This window comes from Candidatus Binatus sp. (genome assembly GCF_030646925.1).
Taxonomy (GTDB): domain Bacteria; phylum Desulfobacterota; class Binatia; order Binatales; family Binataceae; genus Binatus.
This window is the reverse complement of sequence record NZ_JAUSKL010000107.1, coordinates 90,909-109,049: the sequence shown is the minus strand read 5'-3', so window position 1 is coordinate 109,049 and position 18,141 is coordinate 90,909. Positions and strand designations below refer to the sequence as shown.

Genomic DNA, 18,141 nt, shown 5'->3' with positions numbered 1-18,141 from the left:
ATCCTCAGGTTTCACGGAGCAAGCGGCCTTCCGCCACTACTTGCATTGCCTTCGTGGACAGTGCGCTGGCGCATCTCTCGGCACGTACGATGAAACAGTCCAGGCTCACAATACTTTGCTGACCTCAGCGGCGGCCCTGCTGGCGACGCTTCATGCAGCCGGGATCAAAGGACAACTCAGAGACTTCAGAGAGATAGTCGATGTAAACCGTGCAGCGCTGGCGGTGCTGGATACAACCCGCGCTTCCATACTCCGGCGAAGATGGCCGACAATCGCCTGATCGAGGGCGGTCATCTGTACCACTCGTTGTTTCATCCCGGATAAGTAATGTCTAATCAGCCCAGCAAGGTCGCGTGGAACGAATCAAAAGCTCCACCGAGTGCCTCGACCCGCGATCCAGACTTCGACCGCGAGTTTACGGACGGATTCGAGTCGGCGGCATCGTCAGCATCTCGGGCACCGGCTCGCCCTTTTCGATTTTGCCTTGCGCGTACTCCTGCATCGCGGTGAGCACTCCCGCGACCGCATTGGAAAACAACTCGTCGCGATGCTCCCGCGCCCACTCGTTCGAGTACTGCACCTGGCTCGCGACCGGACCCTGAAACTGCGGCGCAACGTATCTGGCGAACAGCTCGTATGAGCGCAACGTCTTCTCGCGGGTGGTCCACTCATGCGCCAAGCCCAGGAGGCCGCCGAAGCCGCCGGTCGCCTGCTGCAGTTCCTTGATTTTTGCGATCGCGTCGTCCGGCGTGCCGATGATCGTGCCGCCGCGCGCAACCATGCGATCGACCGTCATCTCCTCGACCGGCTGGCCGGGATATTCTTCGAACTGCAAGCGCGCGCCCAGCGTCGAGATGAAGTATTCGTGAATCCAGCGGTTCGCGCCGGCGCGAATATCGTTCAGCGCTTCCTCGCGCGTCTCCGCCAGATGAATCGGAAACACCAGCCGCCAGTTCTTCCGATCGACTGATTTGCCGTGTTCGGCGGCGGTCTCCTCGGCCATCGCCCAGCGCCTGACCAGATCGTCGAGTCCACTCGGCGCGTAAGATGCGACCGAGAGCACGCCAACCCCCAACTCTCCCGCCGCGACCATCCCCGACGGCGAGATCGTGCTCGCGACGAAGATCGGCATGTGCGGCTGCTGAAACGGTTTCACCTGCAAGTGCGCATCGACGAGTTTGAAGTACGAGCCGTCGATTGAAATTTTTCCTTCCTCGGTGAACAGCCGGATGATCGCCTTGACGCCTTCGACCATCCGTTTGCGCTGCGTCGTCGTCTGGATCCCCAGCATCCGCGCATCGCCGGCCAACGCTCCCGGACCGCAGCCGAGCATCACGCGCCCGCGCGTCAGATGGTCGAGCAGCGCGAACCGGTTCGCGACGTGAAACGGATGATGATACGGGATGCTCACGACGCCCGAGCCCAGCATGATTCGGCGCGTGCGCGCCGCCGCCACCGCCATGAAAATCTCCGGCGACGAGATCGTTTCCCAGCCCGACGAATGATGCTCGCCGATGAACGCCTCTTCGTAGCCGAGATCGTCGAGCCATTCGATCAGTTGCATGTCGCGCTCGAAACACAGCGTCGGATTTTCGCCGACGCGATGGAACGGCGCCATGAATATTCCGAACTTCATCATTGATCCTCGCTTTGCCGGTTCGCCGCGGGCAGGCTGTGACGATGGGCCGATTTTTCAACTTAGGCTGAAATCGGCGCCAAAACAATAAATCGCCGTCGCTCGGTCGATTGTGCGGCAGAGCCCGCCTCGATGGATTCGCGCGGGTCGCTAAAGCTTGCGCACCGACGTCGCGAACCTAAGCTCGTGAGCAGTCTTTTCAGGAGTGATATGGACCTCGACCGTAAACTCGCGGCCGTCGCGGTCGATCGCCGCAATCTCGATCGCGCGATTCAGCACCGTGCCCGGTCCGCCGGCCATGAACCGCTTCAATCCCGCTTCATGCATCGAGCGAAGGCGCTCAGGAATGATCAATTCGGAGAGCCGGCGGCCGATCGCGTCGGCGCTGCTCCAGCCGAAAATCGCTTCGGCATCGTCGCTCCACTCGATCACCAACCCGGCGCTATCCATCGTGAGCGCGGTATCGCGTTGAGCAGCGGGCGCGAGGGGATCGATTTTTGGCGGTTGGCTCATCGGTTGGGTGCAGGATTGCGGTAATGCTAGGCCGCGCGTCGAATTGTTTCAACGTTGCGGGCTGAAATTCTGAAACATCAGGGTCGCGAATTCGTCCAATCATATGTGAAGACTCGGACTGTCCCGAGAGCGCCGGAAAATGACCAGCTTGCCCAAAGCGGGGGCAAATAGGATCATTGAGAAGGAGCGCTTTCGGCGGGTTCGCATCCGATGACAAAATCAAGCAATCACGCGCGGCACAGCTCGAGGGTAGTCGCGATTTTTGCGGCGATGCTCACGATATTTATCGCGGCGTCGATGCCGGCGAATGCGCAGCAGCAGGGCAGCGTGCCGCCGCCGCGCCAGCAAATCCCCGCCAATCAGAATCAGCAAAGTTCCACGCTCGAACTGCCGGCGGTACCGCGCCAGCAGCAGCAACAGGGCGGCGCGCTCAACATCCCGCCGCAGGTTCCGCAAGGCGGGCAGGAACTCGTCATCCCGTCGCGGCAATTGCGCGAACAGCCGGGCTATGCGCAGGTCACGGTCACCGTCACCGATCCCAACGGCACCTACGTAACCGGGCTCCAGAAGGACGACTTCAAGCTCTACATGGACGGCCAGCAGCGCCCGATCCAGTTTTTTCGCCAGGATCTGAACACTCCGGTCTCGATTGGGATTCTGGTCGATACATCGGGCAGCATGACGCCCAAGATCGTGCAGGCGCGCGCGGCAATCGCGCAGTTCATCCGCAATCTGAACGACAAGGATGACATCTTTCTGTTTGCGTTCTCGAGCAAGCCGTTTCTGCTGCAGCCGTTCACGATCAATCACGACCTCGTAATGCGCCGGCTTGCGCTGCTGCATGCCTACGGACAGACCGCGCTGTTCGACGTGATCATGCAGGGCCTGCAGATGGTCCAGCACGGGCGCTACGACAAGAAAGCTCTGCTCGTGGTGACCGACGGAATGGACAATTCGAGCTCAGCCTCGGTCGAAGCAGTCGTCGCGCAGGCGCGGCGGATGGGCGTGCTGGTGTATTCGATCGGAATCGGCGATCCCAACGCGTCGGGGCTGTCGATCGCGGTCGGGCCGTTCATCGTCGGCGGCACGGAGCTCGATCGCGTCGATGCGCAAACGCTGCAAAAGCTTTCGACTGAGAGCGGCGCCAAGACTTACATCGTCAGGCAGGTCGGCGACGGTGAGTTGCTGCGGCGCGCCTGCGAGAGTATCAGCCTCGAGTTGCGCGAGCAGTACACGGTTGGATTCGTCGCGCCGGATGCCGCTTCGGGCGGATATCGCAGTCTGCGCGTTGACGTTCCCGGCAATCCAAGCGCCGATGTTCGCGTGCGCAAAGGAATCGAAATCGGCGGGCGCCACTCGGAATCAGCCTCCTACGATCCTTCTGGCAGCAGCGCGATTCCCTGAGCCGATCGCATCGCGCGATCCTAAACCGGCTTGCTCTTCTTCGATACGAACGGCGCGACGAAAGCGCGCCCGGGGTCCGGCAGCAGATTCAGAAATTTGATTTCGGCGAAGTCGCCGATGATCTGAATCGCGGAGAACGTCGCGTTGTCCACCCGGATGCGCCGAAAGTTCGCCAGCTCCATTCCCATGTAATGACATAAAATCGTGCGGATTATGTCGCCGTGCGAGACGAACAGGATGCGTCGGCCCTCGTGCGCCGCGACCGCGCGATTCACCGCCTCGACTCCGCGCGATTGCACCTGCGCGATCGTCTCGCCGCCGGGCGTCGGCGTATCGAGCGAATGCTTGCGATAGTGCCGATAGTCGGGGTCGTCGATCAGGTCGTCGTACACCATCCCCTCCCATCGCCCGTACTGAACTTCCGCGATTTGCTCCTCTTCGACTATCTGCACGCCGCCGACTCCGCTTGCGATGATCTCCGCCGATTGGCGTGCGCGCGGCAACGGACTCGTGACGATCAAGTCGGGCGCAATCAGCCTCGCGAACGGAATCGAGGCCGCCACCTGTGCGCGGCCGTCTTCATCGAGATCGATCGGAACGCGGCCCATCACGCGGCCTTCGCGATTCCACGCGGTCTCGCCGTGGCGCATAAACAACGCGACTCCTCTCATTCCGACTCCATGCCTTATTTTATCCGCGACGTAAAATGGTCCAAGCGCCATTCAGTTTAGCTCCCGAGCAACTCGAAGAAATCCGCGGCAAAAAAACTGCGGCGAACGCCGTGATAAGCGTCCGCCGCCATCAAACCAGATTTTCGACTCAAGAAACCAGAGCTAGCGCGCCGATGCTCCCTCAGCCGCGTGCGCGACGCCGACGTCGGCATGCGATGCGCCGTTGCTCGCCGGAGCGAGGCCGCAGAACGCCTCGTAATCGATCAGCGTCGTCTGCGTCGGATGCTCGCTGCAGACCGGGCACTTCGGATCCTTGCGAATCTTCAGCACTCGCACGAAGTCCTTGTCCGACAGCGTGTCGAAGTACACCATCTTGCCGATCAGCGGATGCCCCGCGCCGATCAGCAGCTTGATCGCCTCGAGCGCTTCGATCGATCCGATCAGTCCGGGAATCGCGCCGAGCACGCCCGCCTCCGCGCACGAGGGCGCCATGTCAGGCGGCGCCGGCTCCGGATAGAGGCATCGATAGCAGGGTCCGCCCTTGGCCGGGTAGAAAACCGTGGTGTTGCCCTCGAAGCGGTAGATCGCGCCATCGACCAGCGGCTTCTTTGCGAACACGCACGCGTCGTTGATCAGGTAGCGCGTCGGAAAATTGTCGCCGCAGTTCACCACGACGTCGTAGTCCTTGATGATCTCCATCGCGTTCTCGGACGTGAGCCGCACGTCGTGCCGAATCACTTTGGTGCCCGGATTGAGCGCGTTGATTTGCTTCTGCGCCGATTCCGTCTTGAGCATCCCGACCCGTTCCGTCGTATGGATTATCTGCCGCTGCAGATTCGACATATCGACGACGTCGAAATCCACCAGTCCAATCGTGCCGACGCCCGCCGCCGCGAGATACAGCGCCGACGGCGAGCCGAGCGCGCCCGTGCCGAGCAGCAGCACCTTCGAATCGAGCAGCTTGGCCTGTCCCTTCTCGCCTACTTCGGGAATCACAAAATGACGCGCGTAGCGGGTGAGTTCGTCCTGCGTGAAATTGCGGTCGGCGATCCACGGCAGCCCGCGGTCCTTCCACGCGTTGAAGCCGCCGGTGAGATTGTAAACGTTGTCGTAACCGAGTTCGCGCAGCGTTCGCGCCGCCAGCAGCGAGCGCGTGCCCGACGCGCACTGCAGAATCACCGGCGTCTTGTGGTCAGGGACTTTTTCCTCGATTCGCAACTCCAGGAATCCGCGCGGAATGCCGACCGCCTGCGGAATATGCCCCTGCCGCCACTCGTCGCTTTCGCGCACGTCGAGCAGCACGGTGCCCGGCTTTTCGATCATCCGGCGCGCTTCATCGATATCGATTTGCTTAATCGAGGAGCGCGCTTCGTCGAGAATATTTTTTGAGGATTTCGCCATAGAGATCTATCCATCCGCGGCCGGAGTAGCCGGTTTCAATATACAACTATAACCATCGCGCGACTCCGTGCTAGGCCGCGCGATTGGGGCGTCAGCCGCCGAGCATCCGATGAGATTCGACCAGCGTGCGGACGAAATTGAGCACTTGCGCCGCATGCCCGCGCGGCGTCACGTCGCGAAACGTCGTGCGCATCCGGAGGCCGCGATCGAACACGAAAGTCGTCCGCGCCGCGCGCGAGCCCTTCAGCACGCCGAACGCATCGGCGAGGCGGCCACCCTCGTCCGACAGCAGGATAAACGGGAAGTCGTGCTTGTCTGCGAACGCGCGATGACGCGCGACGGAATCAGTGCTGACGCCCACGATCGCGCAGCCCAGCTCTTCGAACTGCTCGAACGAGTCGCGAAACTCCTTCGCCTCGACGGTGCATCCCGGCGTGTCGTCCATCGGGTAGAAATAGACGATCACGTTGCGGCCGCGAAAATCCGCAAGCTTGCGAATTTCGCCGCTCTGATCCGGCAGCGCGAGTTCGAGCGCTTCCGGATCCGGTTTGCCGTTCACCTCAGCCGGCGGCATGAGCGGGCGCCTCCGCCAGCGCGCGCTTCTTGGTGAACTTCAGCGCCGCATTGTCGATATTGATCGAGCAGAGCGAGCCGCACATCGTGCAAACGTTGCTGCCCGCCGCTTCGCTTTCTTCCTTGTAGCGGCGCGCCTTGTCGGGATCCATCGCCATCGCGTACATCCCTTCCCAATTGAGCGCCTTGCGATAACGCGACATCTGATCGTTCCAGACTTTTGCGCCGCGCACGCCCTTGACCAGGTCGCCCGAGTGCGCCGCGATTCGCGTCGCGATCACGCCCTCGCGCACGTCGTCGATATCAGGCAATCGCAGATGCTCCGCCGGCGTGACGTAGCAAAGAAAATCGGTGCCCGCCGCCGACGCGATCGCCCCGCCAATCGCACCGGTGATGTGGTCATAGCCGGGCGCGACATCGCAAGTCAGCGGACCCAGCACATAGAAGGGAGCGCCGCCGCAAACCCGCTTCTCGAGTTTCACGTTGGCTTCGATCTGATCGAGCGGCACGTGCCCCGGACCCTCGATCATCACCTGCACGCCCAGCGCGCGCGCCCGTTCGGTCAACTCGCCTAGCACCAGCAATTCCGCGAGCTGCCCGCGATCGGTGGCATCGCCGGTCGCACCCGGACGCAAGCCGTCGCCCAGCGAGATCGTCACGTCATGCTCGCGCAGCACGGCGCACACTTCGTCGAAGTGCTCGTAGAGCGGATTCTCGTTGCCGGTCCGCTCGATCCACGCCGCCAGCATCGCGCCGCCGCGCGACACAATTCCTTCGATCCGATGGTGCCCGCGCAGCCGCTTCACGCTCTCGCGCGTGACGCCGCAATGCAGCGTCATGTAATCGACGCCCTGGCGCGCCTGCCGTTCGATCACGTCGAGGAAAAATTCCGCGTCCATCTCCATGATCGAACGCTCGGAACCAAGCTGATAAATCGGCACCGTGCCGAGAATCACCGGGCATCGCGAGAGTATCTCGACGCGAATCTTGTCGAGGTCGGCGCCGGTCGAAAGATCCATCACCGAGTCGGAGCCGAAGCGGACCGCGGTGTAAAGTTTTTCGACTTCTTCCTCGATCAGTTGATGAAAATTCGAAGCGCCGATGTTGGCGTTGACCTTGGTGCGCAGATTCTTGCCGATTCCGATCGCGCGGAATTCGTGATGATGGTTGTGCGGGATGACGACTTCGCCAGTCGCGACCAGCGCGCGAATTTCTTCGGCGGGGAGGCCCTCGTCCTCTGCCACCTCGGTCATCTGGCGAGTGATTATGCCTTTGCGTGCGGCTTCTATCTGGGTCATTGCGTCACCTTTGCGGCCGTCGATACTGTGGGCGCACATCGATCAGCGTCGCCGAAGCTCTTTCAGTATAGCCGAAAACTCGCGACTGAAGTTCGGCCTAATCTTCACCGTAGTCGATTCCGTTCTTGTCGCACAACGCGCGCAGTTCCTGGATCATCCGCTCCGACCGCGCGAGATGCGCCACCGCGATAAAATTCGCCAGCGCCACCAGCGAGATCGCCGCCGTCGCCCAGTACATATGCGTAATCACGCTGCCGCCGTGGATCGCGTGAACGCCTTGCGCGTAGGCGACAAACAGCACGGCGAGACCCGCCAGCGTCAGCAGGATTGTGACTCGAGTCATCGTGGCTACTTGGCGGTTCGTTCCTGGTGGCGATCGATAGCCGGCAGTTCGTCGGTCTCCGCCGGTTCCGCATAATGCTTCGGCACGTCGCGATTGGTGTAGGTTCGAAGCTCAGGACGCTGCGGATTATAGACCTCGGCGTTCTGCTCCGCGTACCACTCGAGCATCTCGTTCATGTTGCCGTCGCGGCCTTTCTCGGCGAGCACGCGCGACCGATGCATCAGTTGTTCCTTGGTTTCGACGAAGTCGCGGCGGTCGAAGCCCCAGATGCGCGGATGAACGTAGGTATCCATCCGAATCGCGTCGCACGGGCATGCCTCGACGCAGAGTCCACAGTAGATACATCGCAGCGTGTCGATTTCATACCGCAGCGGGTATTTTTCGATTTGAGGATCAGGCGACTCGCCGGCTTCAATATAGATGCATTGCGCGGGGCAGGCGGTCGCGCAGAGAAAGCAGGCGGTGCATCGCACCGACGAGTCCTCGCGCAGCGTGAGGCGATGACTGCCGCGAAAATTATCCGGATAACGCTTGCGTTCCTCGGGATACTGGGTCGTCGAGGTCGCGTTGACGCTCTTCTTGAGCCCGAACAGATGGGCCGTGTGGAGCCCAAAATTCCGGAGAAAGTGGTAGTTGGTGACGGCCAGGCCTTTCAGGATTTCGGGGAGATAAATCTTCTCCCAAAAGGTCATTTCTTCCTTTCTCTTCATTGGTGGACCAGCGCGAAATCCTAGGTCTGGATTGGGTTTCGGCGTTCGAAGCACGACCCGCCGAAAACGGTGGAGTCCAAGTGCTCAACTATAAGTACCCGCTGGAATTGCAGTCAAGTTGGCGCGGTTTGAATGGATGTTCGCCGCGCAACTGTCTTAACGCGATGCTGCCGGTCTCGGCGGCGCGTCGGGGTTCGTCGCGCCGGATACGACATTCTCGCCCGCTTTTAGCTCGCCACGGTTCAACTCGCTTGACGGATCGGAGCTCGATGAGAACGCTCGATCGCTTACAGTTTCCTCTTCGTCCTCGGCGATCACATCGACTGCGAAGCCCTCGATGCGCGACGGAACCTTGCGCGCGACCTCATCGACGTTCTTCTGCTTATCGACCTCGACGTTGATTACGATCTCGCCGCTGTCTGTCTCATCCGCCTCGACGTTCGCGACGTGCGGTATTTTCTTGATCTCCTTTTTATGGCGCCGGACGACGGCATCGGCCTTATCCGATTCCGACATCTCGGCATCGTCGTCGTTGGCTGCCTGCGCGCGCGTAAATGGCGGGATCGCGAGCATCAGCACGACCGCCATCAGCCCGACCGCGATCTTGTGGAACTTCATCCCGCGCTACTTGAGCCTCGGGTAAAGGCGCACTGGATTCTCGTGCAGGATTTTCTTCTGCACATCGAGCGGGAACTCAGCGCGGCCGGCCGTCAGACGCACCGTATGCGGGAAGCGCCCGTCGAAATGCGGATAATCCGACGCATACAGGATGCGCTCCGCGCCGACCGTGCTCACGACGAAAGGCAGCGTCTCCTCGTCAGGATCGCACGAGATGAAAAAATTCTCGCTGCGAATCACATCCGATGGCTTGCGGTGAAGAAACGGAACGTACTCGGGCATCAGCTCGTAATGCTCGTCGAGCCGCTCCATCCAGAACGGCAGCCAGCCGGCGCCTGCTTCCAGGAACGCGGCGCGCAGCTTCGGAAAAATATCGAGCACGCCGCCGCCGATCAGCGCCGCAATCCCGCGCATCACCTCGAACGGATTGGTCGCGGAGTGCTGGATAAAAAGATTGCTGCCCATCTCGAACGTGCCGATTCCGTAAGGCGGGCGCGCGGTGCCGCCATGGAAGCACGCGGGCAAATCGGTATCGACGCAAGCCTGCCAGATCGGATGAAACGCGGGATGGTCGAGCAGTTTGTCCTCCATGTGCGACGACAGATAAACGCCGACGCACCACGGTTCCTTCGCGGCGCGGCGAATCTCGTCGGCGGCATGCTCCGGCGATCGCATCGGCACCACTGCGACGCCCTTCAACCGATTCGGATACGCCGCGCAATAATCCGCGAGCCATCGATGATACGCGCGGATCATCGCCACCTCGAACTCGACGCTCTCGAGCGCGCAGAAACTCGACACCACCGTCGCGAACAACACTGCGATGTCGATCCCCTCGCGATCCATGTCCTTGATTCGTATCGACGGGTCGAAGCCGCCGCGCATGTCGGGCATCTCGCCATGCGGCTTGCGGCCGCTGCGCATCAGCGGTTTGTCGATCGCGGCGACGCCGAGCGGTCGCCCGGTATTGAGCTGATGAAAATAGCCGAAGAAATATTTCGAGCGCCGCGTCGCCGCGACCTTCTTCAGCTCCTCAAGTTCGGGTTTGAACTTCGCTTCGAGGTACTGATCGTACAGCTCGTTGGGCTCCATCACGTGCCCGTCGGCGTCGATTACCTTGATGTCGTTGAACATGGGATTCGCCTCGGCGCGACCGCCAGTGTTGATGCGCGTTCGATCTCTTATCCCGCATCGCGCGCTCTAAACTCAAGCGCGGCCGCGAATGAGTCACTCCGGGACGCTTACGGCGGGAAGGCGAAGCTGAAGGGATTGGACGCAGTCGAGCGAACCGCAAGACGACGCCTTGACTGTCCAGGTCACATCGATACGGAAGCGGCGGCGCTGGTCCGACGCCGCCAGCACTTTCGATTCAGATGATCGCGGCTGTCGCGCCGCCGCTGCGGATCGCGCGGCGATCCGCGCGTACCCGCTCGCCGGAGTCCGCCGCCTGACGAGCGTTAGGTTCTCGTTCTGCGGGCCTGCTCGCGAACGATTTCGGAGTCACCAGGATGTGTCGGCGGCCCTGCTTCAGCAGGATGCCGCTTTCCGTCATCTCGGTCACCAGCTTGCTGACCATCGGACGCGAACTGCCAATCATCTGCGCGAGTTCTTCCTGCGCCAGCTCGGGCAGCAGCAGCGTCCCGCGCGCATCCGGCACGCCAAAGCGTTCGGCCAGTTCGGCGAGCACGACCTCGAGCCGCTGACGCAGCGACATGCCGAGAAACGACGCGTAGCGGTACGCGACCGCCGACCACATCGAGTTGATCGCCTCCGCAAAACTAAGCAGCGCGTCGGGCTCGAGGGTCTTCAGCACCGCCATGATGTGATGCCGGGTGAACAGCGCGACGCAGCAATTGCTGAGCGCGGTGGCGTCGAACAGTTGCGAACGCTCGCCGCCGGCTTCAAAAAAATCCGCGTAGCCGACCAGGTCGCCGGGGCCCGCGAGCTCGATCAGCACCGGGTCGCTGCCCGGACGGCAGCCGTGCACTTTGACGACGCCGCTCAGCACCGCGAACACCACGTCGGCCGGCGAGCCCTTGGTGAACAGCTCGCCGCCCTTCGGATACCGCACGACCATGTGCCGTTGCAGCAGCGCCGCGGACGCCGCGCGCGGCAGTCCCATCGCCGATAGCCTGGATAGCAGCCGCTCCTGGGCTTGCGCCGAGACTTGCAAATTCATACGCATTTCCCCTTTCGCGGCTGCGTCGATGTGAGTTGTAAATAAATCCTACACTTTGTTATCTAACGGCGCGGCGAGCGTCAAGGGCTGTAGCCATCAATTAATCAGGGCACGGACGCCTAAGCGCCCGCGATCGTCATCTCGCCAATCTTGATCGTGGGCGAGACCGTGGACGATCGCCAGTTCAGATCGTTGCCGATCATCTCGATACCGCCGATCATCTCTTTCAGATTGCCCGCGATCGTGATCTCCTGGACCGGATAGGCCAGCTCGCCGTCTTCAATCCACATCCCGCCCGCGCCGCGCGAGTAGTCGCCGGTGACCAGGTTAACGCCGAAGCCGATCGTCTCGGTCAGGTAGAGGCCATGCTTCACCGACTTGATAATCTCGGCCGGCGTATGCGTCCCCGGTTCGAGATAAAGATTGGTGGTCGAGACCGTGGGCGAGTCGCCGACCGAGCGCGACGCGTGGCCGGTGGGCGCAAGTCCGAGCTTGCGCGCCGAATAGCAATCGAGCAGGTACGTCGCGAGTACGCCGTTATCGACGATTTTTTTCCGCGACGTCGGCAGACCCTCGCCATCGAATGGCTTCGAGCCGAGTCCGCCGGGAATCAGCGCGTCGTCGATAATCGTCACGCCCGACGCCGCGATCTGTTTGCCCAACTGGCCGATCAGAAACGACGCGCCCTTGTAAAGCGACGGTCCCGACGCCGCGCCGATAATCGAGCGAATGAGTCCCGCGGCCATGTCCGGATCGAAAACAATCGGTGCCCGCGTCGTCTTGATCTTTCGCGCGCCGAGCCTTCTGAGCGCGCGCTTCGCCGCGGTGATACCGACCGATTCCGCATCCTCAAGTTTGCCGAAGCGCCGATTCGACGTGTACCAGAACCCCTGCTGCATCGAGTCGCCGTCCTGCGCGATCGGCTGCACGACCAGCGAGTACGCCGTCCCCGAATATTCGCCGGCGAAACCCTGGCTGTTGGCGAACATCACGTGGTAGCGGCCCGAACTGAATTCCGCGCCTTCCGAATTTTTCATCCGCGGATCGAATTTCAGCGCGGCCTGCTCCGCTGTTCGCGCCAGCTCGAGCGCGCGATCCGCCGACACGATTCCGCTATCCGGATCGGCGAGCGACAATTCGGGAAACGTCTTTGGATGCAGCGCCGGATCAGGGAGCCCAGCCCACGGATCCGCCGCAGAGAGGCGCGCGAGTTCAACGGTGTTCGCGACGAAGTCTGCGAGCGAATCGCGCTCGAGCTCGGCGGTCGAAGAAGTCGCCGAAGATTGTCCGCAGAAAACCCGCAGGCCGAGCCGGCGCTCGCGCGAACTTTTGAGCTTCTCGACCTGGCCCAGCCGGACTCCAGCGGCCAATGACTCCGCGTTGACGCATAGAACTTCGGCAGCCGTCGCGCCTTTTTTCTTAGCTTCGCCGAGCGCCCAACTGGCGAGTTCCAAATCCACTGTCGCCATCGTGATTTCCCGATTCTCCGTCAGGCGCGCGTGCCGCCGACCGTTATGCCGTCAATTCTGATCGTCGGCAGACCGACGCCCACCGGCACCGATTGCCCGTCCTTGCCGCAGGTTCCCACGCCCGCATCGAGCGCGAGATCGTTCGCCACCATCGAGACGCGCGTCAGCACGTCGGGCCCGTTGCCGATAATCGTCGCGCCCTTCACCGGCCGCGTCACCTTGCCGCCTTCGATCAGATGAGCCTCGCTGGCTGAAAAAACGAATTTGCCGTTGGTGATATCGACCTGTCCGCCGCCGAAACTAACTGCGTACAAACCGCGATCGACCGATTTGATCACGTCCTCCGGCGTCGAATCGCCGGCCAGCATGAAGGTGTTGGTCATCCGCGGCATCGGCGAATGCGCAAAACTCTCGCGGCGGCCGTTGCCGGTCGGCACCATCTTCATCAGCCGCGCATTCATCCGATCCTGCAGGTAGCCGCGCAGGATTCCCTTCTCGATCAGCACTGTGCGTGAGGTCGGCGTCCCCTCATCGTCGACATTCAGGCTGCCGCGCCGATTCGGAATCGTGCCGTCATCGACCACCGTGCAAAGTTCGCTCGCAACTTTCTGTCCGATTCGATTTGCAAACGCCGACACACCCTTGCGATTAAAATCGCCTTCGAGTCCGTGCCCAATCGCCTCATGCAGCAGAATTCCCGGCCATCCCGGGCCCAGCACCACAACCATCTCGCCCGCCGGCGCATCGACCGCGTCAAGATTCAAGAGCGCCTGACGCGCCGCCATCAGCGCGTACTCGCGCCATCGATCGTTCTCGAAAAAATAACTGTACTCGACGCGTCCGCCGCCGCCGTGAGTACCGATCTGCCGGCTCTTGCCGTCGTCCGCGATCACGGTGACGTTCAACCGGCATAACGGCTGGATATCCGCGGCGACCTGCCCGTCGCTGTTCACGATCATCACGATCTTCTGCTCGCAGGCGAACGACGCCATCACATTCTTGATTCGCGGATCGTACGCCCGCACCATCTGATCGATCTCGTTAAGCAGTTTCGCGCGGTCCTGCACCGGCACGTCGAGCGGCGTGCTGTCGAGGTCGTACAGCGCGCGATGCGCCATCGGAGCGCCGACCTGCACCGCGGCCGGCACCGTGCCGCGCTGATCGGCGATCGCGCGCGCCGCCTCCGCCGCAAGGCGCATCCGATCGATCGTCACTTCGTCGGTGTAGGCGTAGCCGGTGCGATCTTCCGCGCAGACGCGCACGCCGACACCCTGGCTGATGCTCTTGCTGGTGTGATTCACCATCGATTCTTCGAGGCCGAGTCCTTCGGCGCTGCGGTACTCGAAATAAAGATCGGCGTAATCGGCTTTGCGTTCGAGTGCGGAGCCGAGAATCCGCTCGAGCGCGCCGTGATTCATGCCAAAACGATTCAGGAAAAACTTGTCGGGGACGATCAATTCATTAGACATCTTATTTCCGCCTGTGTCCGCTAGTTTAACAGAGCGCACCGCGGGCCAGAAGCGAGCGCCTTCGCCGCGCCGCGCTTCGTAGCGAAGCTGTCGCGAAAAGGGCTACGATTCCCGCCATGGCTGCGACCCCCGAAACGCTTCAACTAGTCGATCGCCTGATGCTCGAAATGATTGCGCAGCAGGGAGACAAAGTGCTCGAGATGGCGCGGCAGATTCATCCGGGTCTCACCACCGAGGACATCCGCAATCCGCACGATTTTCCCGATCTGATTCAGAATGGCATCTGGAACTTCGAAGACGGCATCCTCGCCGGCCTCAAAAGCGCGCACATGGCGCTCCGCGCCAAGCTGCTGGAATCGATCGAGTGAGGGAACTGAAACCGCAGATTGCACCGATTACGCAGATTTTCGGAAATTGGCAGAATCTGAGCAATTTGCGGTACTGACTGTAACAGCGCGAAAAACAGGGGGGCATCGAGCGCGATCGCTCGATGCCCTCTTGTTCCCGCCTGATACTTCGCTGCGACTAGCCGGCGGCGGCGCGCTGGCGGCGCGGGGTCTCCGCGGTCGCATCCTGCTTGCGTGCGCGCTTTTTCGGCTTCTTCGATTTGGTCTGTTCTTCGTTGCCGGTGAACTCGATAATCGAGAGCATCGCGGCGTCGCCACGGCGATGCCCGAACTTGATCACGCGCGTATAGCCGCCGTTGCGATCCTTGAAGCGCGGCGCGATTTCATCGAACAGTTTCTTCACCGCGGTATGCGATTGCAGCGCCGCAAATGCGCGCCGGCGCGCGGCCAGATCGCCCTGCTTGCCCAGCGTCACCATCCGATCCGCAATCCGGCGGAGTTCCTTGGCCTTCGGATCGGTGGTCTTGATTCGCTCGTGGCGAATCAGCGCCAGCACCATATTTTTGAAGAGCGCCTTCCGATGAGCGGAAGTGCGATTGAGCTTGCGGCCCGAATTCAGATGACGCATCGGCTAACTCACTCCAGACATTCGATCATTCACGATGGACGATCGCGGTTCCTTAGGCCGACTCGCGCCGTTCCTGTTCTTCCCACATGCGATCGAGTTCGCCGCGCGGCGGCAGATTCTCGAGCCGCATCCCGAGCGAAAGACCCATGTCGGCCAGCACTTCCTTGATTTCGTTGAGCGACTTGCGGCCGAAGTTCTTGATCTTGAGCATATCCTGCTCGGTGCGCTGCACCAGCTCGCCGGCATACTTGATATCCGCGTTCTGCAGGCCGTTAAACGCGCGCACCGAAATCGGCAGCCCCTCGACCGGACGATACAGCAGTTCGCTGAGCGTCGGACGCGCCTCGCCGCCTTCGACCGCTTCCGGCGCCGCGGCTTCCTCTTCGACGCCCGCGAAAATCGTCATCTGGTCGCGCATCACGCGCGCCGCGTAGGTCAGGGCCTCGCGCGGATTGATCGAGCCGTCAGTCCAGATTTCCAGCGTCAGCCGATCGTAATCGGTGCGCTGGCCGACGCGCGCATTGGTCACGGTGAAATTGACTTTGCGAATCGGCGAGAAGATCGCGTCAAGGCGAATCGTGCCGATCGCTTCCTCTTCGTCGGTGCGCTCGCCAGGAACGTAGCCGCGCCCGCGCTTGATCACCAACTCCATGTCGAGTTCGGCGCCCTTGTCGAGCGACGCGATATGCTTGTCCGGCGTCAGAACTTCGAGGCTCGGCCCGCCGGTGATATCGCGCGCGGTAACCTGCGCCTCGCCTTTCACCTTGAGCGTGGCGGTGAGCTGCTCGCCCTCATGCAACCGCAGGCGGACTTCCTTCAGGTTGAGGACGATATCGGTCACATCCTCCTTGACCCCGGCCAGCGTCGAGAACTCGTGCAGCACGTTCTTGATTCGGACCGCCGTAATCGCAAAACCCGGCAGCGAGGACAACAGGATGCGCCTGAGCGCGTTGCCAACGGTGATTCCGTAGCCGCGTTCGAGCGGCTCCGCGGAAAACTTGCCGTAGGAAGGAGTGACTTCCTTCTCGTCGAACTCGACCGCTTTGGGTTTGATCAAATCTCGCCAATCGTTCTGCATAATCAACGCTCTTTTTTTCCGATGGATTTTCTGGCGCCCGCATGCCCACCGCGGACCGGGACGCCGATCGGTGTTCCTCCGCTACCTGGAATAATGCTCGACGATCAGCTTCTCGCTGATCGGCATCGTTAATTCCGCCCGCGCCGGAAGCGAACGCAGCGTGCCGCGGAATTGCTCCCGCTCCAGCGCCATCCACGGCGGTACGCCGCGGCGCTGCGCCATCTCGATCGCTTCGACGATCACCTTCTTCTGCCGGCTCGATTCGGTCACGCTGATCGTGTCGCCCACTTCGATCAGCGTCGACGGGATCGTGACCTTCTTGCCGTTGACCGCGATATGCCCGTGGCGCACCACCTGGCGCGCCTGCGCGAGCGAACTCGCGAAGCCGAGCCGATACACCGCGTTGTCGAGCCTGCGCTCGAGCAGCACCAGCAGATTCTCGCCGGTGATTCCCGGCATCCGCTCGGCCATCTCGAAATACTTGGCGAACTGGGTTTCCATCAATCCGTAAATCCGCTTCACCTTCTGCTTTTCGCGCAGCCGGATTGCGAATTCAGAAAAACGGGTTCGCGCCTGCCCGTGCGCGCCCGGCGGATAGTTACGCCGCTCGATTGCGCATTTGTCGCTGTAACACCGCTCTCCCTTGAGGAAGAGCTTCAGTCCCTCGCGCCGGCAGAGCCGGCATACCGGACCTAAATTCCTGGCCACTTTGCTTTATCCTTTTTCGCCGCGGCGAGCGCGCGGGTCAAACCCTGCGCCGTTTCGGCGGACGGCATCCGTTGTGCGGTATCGGCGTGACATCCTTGATCGATATCACCCCAAGTCCCGCGGCCTGGAGCGCGCGCACTGCCGATTCGCGTCCGCCGCCCGGCCCCTTGACGTGAACCACCACCGCGCGCATCCCGACTTCCGAGCATTTCCGCGCGCACGCTTCCGCCGCCGTCTGCGCGGCGTACGGCGTCCCTTTGCGCGATCCCTTGAAGCCGACCGAGCCCGCGCTCGACCATGCGATCACCGTCCCCTGCTGGTCCGTGATCGTCACGATCGTGTTGTTGAACGTCGCATGGATATGCGCGACGCCCTCAGGCACGTTGCGCCGGACTTTCTTGCGGCGCGGCGCAGGCGCTGGCGTGCCCGAGGCTCCCGCCGCGGCAGGTGCTCCGGTCGCCGCCTTCTTTTCCGGCGCGGCCTTGGTCTCTTTGGTTTCTTCAGCCATCAGTTTGCCAGATGCTCTCGCTCAGTTCTCTTCGATTGATATTGCGCGCGCCCAAAATTTCTTACTTCGTTGGCGCCTGCTTCTTGCCCGCGACCACTTTGCGCGGACCTTTGCGCGTTCGCGCATTGGTATGCGTCCGCTGTCCGCGCACCGGCAATCCGCGCCGATGACGAATCCCGCGGTAGCACCCCAAGTCCATCAGCCGCTTGATCGATTGCTGGATATCGCGGCGCAGATCGCCTTCGACTTCGAAGTCCGTATCGATCATCTGCCGGATATGGACCTGCTCATCCGCCGAGAGATCGTCGGTCTTCTTCGCCGGATCGACGTTCGCCGCTTTCAGGATTTTGAGCGCGCCGGGACGGCCAATGCCGTAGATGTACGTCAGCGCGATATCCATCCGCTTGTTCTTCGGCAGTTCGATTCCTGCTATGCGTGCCATCGCGAAACCCTTCCTAGCCCTGGCGCTGCTTGTGGCGCGGGTTGGAGCAAAGGACCCGCACGACGCCCTCGCGCCGCACGACCTTGCAGTTCTTGCAAATCTTTTTTACCGAGGCTCGAACTTTCATTGCCTTTTAAATCGCTATC

21 protein-coding genes and 1 pseudogene are annotated in these 18,141 nt (G+C 61.7%); 3 read left to right on the top strand and 19 right to left on the bottom strand.

Annotated elements, in window-relative coordinates:
• Positions 1-280: pseudogene (locus Q7S58_RS18965) on the top strand (hypothetical protein); the annotation flags it as partial.
• Between the two features lie 135 nt (positions 281-415).
• On the opposite strand, the gene Q7S58_RS18960 reads toward Q7S58_RS18965, so the two are convergent.
• Both Q7S58_RS18960 and Q7S58_RS18955 read right to left on the bottom strand, forming a co-directional pair.
• Positions 416-1,636, bottom strand: a complete 1,221-nt coding sequence (locus Q7S58_RS18960; protein ID WP_304829682.1) for an LLM class flavin-dependent oxidoreductase — start codon at positions 1,634-1,636, stop codon at positions 416-418.
• A gap of 150 nt (positions 1,637-1,786) precedes the next feature.
• Entirely contained in the window at positions 1,787-2,149 is a 363-nt protein-coding gene (locus tag Q7S58_RS18955) for a PAS domain S-box protein (protein WP_304829679.1), read from the bottom strand.
• A gap of 210 nt (positions 2,150-2,359) precedes the next feature.
• Here Q7S58_RS18955 and Q7S58_RS18950 point away from each other — a divergent pair, with 210 nt between their 5' ends.
• Positions 2,360-3,553 (top strand): VWA domain-containing protein, encoded by a 1,194-nt coding sequence (locus Q7S58_RS18950; protein WP_304829677.1) that lies wholly within the window; start codon positions 2,360-2,362, stop codon positions 3,551-3,553.
• 20 nt (positions 3,554-3,573) lie between these two features.
• On the opposite strand, the gene Q7S58_RS18945 is transcribed toward Q7S58_RS18950, so the two are convergent.
• The 11 genes from Q7S58_RS18945 to tldD form a co-directional block, all read right to left on the bottom strand.
• Positions 3,574-4,275, bottom strand: a complete 702-nt coding sequence (locus Q7S58_RS18945; protein ID WP_304829673.1) for a histidine phosphatase family protein — start codon at positions 4,273-4,275, stop codon at positions 3,574-3,576.
• 111 nt (positions 4,276-4,386) lie between these two features.
• On the bottom strand, positions 4,387-5,625 hold the full coding sequence (moeB, locus tag Q7S58_RS18940) for a molybdopterin-synthase adenylyltransferase MoeB (RefSeq protein ID WP_304829670.1): 1,239 nt from the start codon (positions 5,623-5,625) through the stop codon (positions 4,387-4,389).
• Between the two features lie 91 nt (positions 5,626-5,716).
• The gene (locus tag Q7S58_RS18935) at positions 5,717-6,199 is read right to left on the bottom strand and encodes a peroxiredoxin (protein WP_304829667.1); all 483 of its coding nucleotides are present in this window, start codon (positions 6,197-6,199) and stop codon (positions 5,717-5,719) included.
• Positions 6,186-7,496 (bottom strand): phosphomethylpyrimidine synthase ThiC, encoded by a 1,311-nt coding sequence (gene thiC / locus Q7S58_RS18930; protein ID WP_304829664.1) that lies wholly within the window; start codon positions 7,494-7,496, stop codon positions 6,186-6,188. The genes Q7S58_RS18935 and thiC overlap by 14 nt, the downstream gene beginning before the upstream one ends.
• 97 nt (positions 7,497-7,593) lie before the next feature.
• Positions 7,594-7,839 (bottom strand): hypothetical protein, encoded by a 246-nt coding sequence (locus Q7S58_RS18925; protein ID WP_304829661.1) that lies wholly within the window; start codon positions 7,837-7,839, stop codon positions 7,594-7,596.
• 5 nt (positions 7,840-7,844) lie between these two features.
• Positions 7,845-8,549, bottom strand: a complete 705-nt coding sequence (locus Q7S58_RS18920) for an NADH-quinone oxidoreductase subunit I (protein ID WP_304829659.1) — start codon at positions 8,547-8,549, stop codon at positions 7,845-7,847.
• Positions 8,550-8,705: 156 nt separating this feature from the next.
• A complete protein-coding gene (locus Q7S58_RS18915; RefSeq protein ID WP_304829656.1) occupies positions 8,706-9,167 on the bottom strand; it encodes a hypothetical protein in 462 nt (153 codons plus the stop codon).
• Between the two features lie 6 nt (positions 9,168-9,173).
• Positions 9,174-10,301, bottom strand: a complete 1,128-nt coding sequence (locus tag Q7S58_RS18910) for an amidohydrolase family protein (RefSeq protein ID WP_304829653.1) — start codon at positions 10,299-10,301, stop codon at positions 9,174-9,176.
• Between the two features lie 235 nt (positions 10,302-10,536).
• A complete protein-coding gene (locus Q7S58_RS18905; protein WP_304829650.1) occupies positions 10,537-11,346 on the bottom strand; it encodes a Crp/Fnr family transcriptional regulator in 810 nt (269 codons plus the stop codon).
• 119 nt (positions 11,347-11,465) lie between these two features.
• The gene (locus Q7S58_RS18900) at positions 11,466-12,815 is read right to left on the bottom strand and encodes a TldD/PmbA family protein (RefSeq protein WP_304829647.1); all 1,350 of its coding nucleotides are present in this window, start codon (positions 12,813-12,815) and stop codon (positions 11,466-11,468) included.
• 20 nt (positions 12,816-12,835) lie between these two features.
• Positions 12,836-14,284 (bottom strand): metalloprotease TldD, encoded by a 1,449-nt coding sequence (gene tldD, locus Q7S58_RS18895; RefSeq protein ID WP_304829645.1) that lies wholly within the window; start codon positions 14,282-14,284, stop codon positions 12,836-12,838.
• A 116-nt stretch (positions 14,285-14,400) separates the two neighbouring features.
• Between tldD and Q7S58_RS18890 the strand changes: the two genes are divergently transcribed.
• Positions 14,401-14,652: a hypothetical protein gene (locus Q7S58_RS18890; RefSeq protein ID WP_304829642.1), complete on the top strand. Its 252-nt coding sequence runs from the start codon at positions 14,401-14,403 to the stop codon at positions 14,650-14,652.
• Between the two features lie 157 nt (positions 14,653-14,809).
• Here Q7S58_RS18890 and rplQ read toward each other — a convergent pair whose 3' ends face one another.
• The 6 genes from rplQ to rpmJ form a co-directional block, all read right to left on the bottom strand.
• Positions 14,810-15,259, bottom strand: a complete 450-nt coding sequence (gene rplQ / locus Q7S58_RS18885) for a 50S ribosomal protein L17 (protein ID WP_370655548.1) — start codon at positions 15,257-15,259, stop codon at positions 14,810-14,812.
• Between the two features lie 52 nt (positions 15,260-15,311).
• Positions 15,312-16,337, bottom strand: a complete 1,026-nt coding sequence (locus tag Q7S58_RS18880) for a DNA-directed RNA polymerase subunit alpha (protein ID WP_304829639.1) — start codon at positions 16,335-16,337, stop codon at positions 15,312-15,314.
• A gap of 81 nt (positions 16,338-16,418) precedes the next feature.
• A complete protein-coding gene (gene rpsD, locus Q7S58_RS18875; RefSeq protein WP_304829636.1) occupies positions 16,419-17,045 on the bottom strand; it encodes a 30S ribosomal protein S4 in 627 nt (208 codons plus the stop codon).
• A 37-nt stretch (positions 17,046-17,082) separates the two neighbouring features.
• The gene (gene rpsK / locus Q7S58_RS18870) at positions 17,083-17,553 is read right to left on the bottom strand and encodes a 30S ribosomal protein S11 (RefSeq protein ID WP_304829633.1); all 471 of its coding nucleotides are present in this window, start codon (positions 17,551-17,553) and stop codon (positions 17,083-17,085) included.
• A gap of 61 nt (positions 17,554-17,614) precedes the next feature.
• Complete coding sequence (gene rpsM, locus Q7S58_RS18865; protein ID WP_304829630.1) at positions 17,615-17,995, bottom strand: 30S ribosomal protein S13; 381 nt, start codon at positions 17,993-17,995, stop codon at positions 17,615-17,617.
• Positions 17,996-18,008: 13 nt separating this feature from the next.
• Entirely contained in the window at positions 18,009-18,122 is a 114-nt protein-coding gene (gene rpmJ / locus Q7S58_RS18860; RefSeq protein WP_304829627.1) for a 50S ribosomal protein L36, read from the bottom strand.
• Positions 18,123-18,141: the final 19 nt, after the last annotated feature.

Excerpts from the sequence above, each read along its gene's own strand:
- Q7S58_RS18960 (WP_304829682.1), bottom strand. The coding sequence starts at position 1,636 with ATGAAGTTCGGAATATTCATGGCGCCGTTCCATCGCGTCGGCGAAAAT.
- Q7S58_RS18955 (WP_304829679.1), bottom strand. The coding sequence starts at position 2,149 with ATGAGCCAACCGCCAAAAATCGATCCCCTCGCGCCCGCTGCTCAACGC.
- Q7S58_RS18950 (WP_304829677.1), top strand. The coding sequence starts at position 2,360 with ATGACAAAATCAAGCAATCACGCGCGGCACAGCTCGAGGGTAGTCGCG.
- Q7S58_RS18945 (WP_304829673.1), bottom strand. The coding sequence starts at position 4,275 with ATGGCGCTTGGACCATTTTACGTCGCGGATAAAATAAGGCATGGAGTC.
- moeB (WP_304829670.1), bottom strand. The coding sequence starts at position 5,625 with ATGGCGAAATCCTCAAAAAATATTCTCGACGAAGCGCGCTCCTCGATT.
- Q7S58_RS18935 (WP_304829667.1), bottom strand. The coding sequence starts at position 6,199 with ATGCCGCCGGCTGAGGTGAACGGCAAACCGGATCCGGAAGCGCTCGAA.
- thiC (WP_304829664.1), bottom strand. The coding sequence starts at position 7,496 with ATGACCCAGATAGAAGCCGCACGCAAAGGCATAATCACTCGCCAGATG.
- Q7S58_RS18925 (WP_304829661.1), bottom strand. The coding sequence starts at position 7,839 with ATGACTCGAGTCACAATCCTGCTGACGCTGGCGGGTCTCGCCGTGCTG.
- Q7S58_RS18920 (WP_304829659.1), bottom strand. The coding sequence starts at position 8,549 with ATGAAGAGAAAGGAAGAAATGACCTTTTGGGAGAAGATTTATCTCCCC.
- Q7S58_RS18915 (WP_304829656.1), bottom strand. The coding sequence starts at position 9,167 with ATGAAGTTCCACAAGATCGCGGTCGGGCTGATGGCGGTCGTGCTGATG.
- Q7S58_RS18910 (WP_304829653.1), bottom strand. The coding sequence starts at position 10,301 with ATGTTCAACGACATCAAGGTAATCGACGCCGACGGGCACGTGATGGAG.
- Q7S58_RS18905 (WP_304829650.1), bottom strand. The coding sequence starts at position 11,346 with ATGAATTTGCAAGTCTCGGCGCAAGCCCAGGAGCGGCTGCTATCCAGG.
- Q7S58_RS18900 (WP_304829647.1), bottom strand. The coding sequence starts at position 12,815 with ATGGCGACAGTGGATTTGGAACTCGCCAGTTGGGCGCTCGGCGAAGCT.
- tldD (WP_304829645.1), bottom strand. The coding sequence starts at position 14,284 with ATGTCTAATGAATTGATCGTCCCCGACAAGTTTTTCCTGAATCGTTTT.
- Q7S58_RS18890 (WP_304829642.1), top strand. The coding sequence starts at position 14,401 with ATGGCTGCGACCCCCGAAACGCTTCAACTAGTCGATCGCCTGATGCTC.
- rplQ (WP_370655548.1), bottom strand. The coding sequence starts at position 15,259 with ATGCGTCATCTGAATTCGGGCCGCAAGCTCAATCGCACTTCCGCTCAT.
- Q7S58_RS18880 (WP_304829639.1), bottom strand. The coding sequence starts at position 16,337 with ATGCAGAACGATTGGCGAGATTTGATCAAACCCAAAGCGGTCGAGTTC.
- rpsK (WP_304829633.1), bottom strand. The coding sequence starts at position 17,553 with ATGGCTGAAGAAACCAAAGAGACCAAGGCCGCGCCGGAAAAGAAGGCG.
- rpsM (WP_304829630.1), bottom strand. The coding sequence starts at position 17,995 with ATGGCACGCATAGCAGGAATCGAACTGCCGAAGAACAAGCGGATGGAT.
- rpmJ (WP_304829627.1), bottom strand. The coding sequence starts at position 18,122 with ATGAAAGTTCGAGCCTCGGTAAAAAAGATTTGCAAGAACTGCAAGGTC.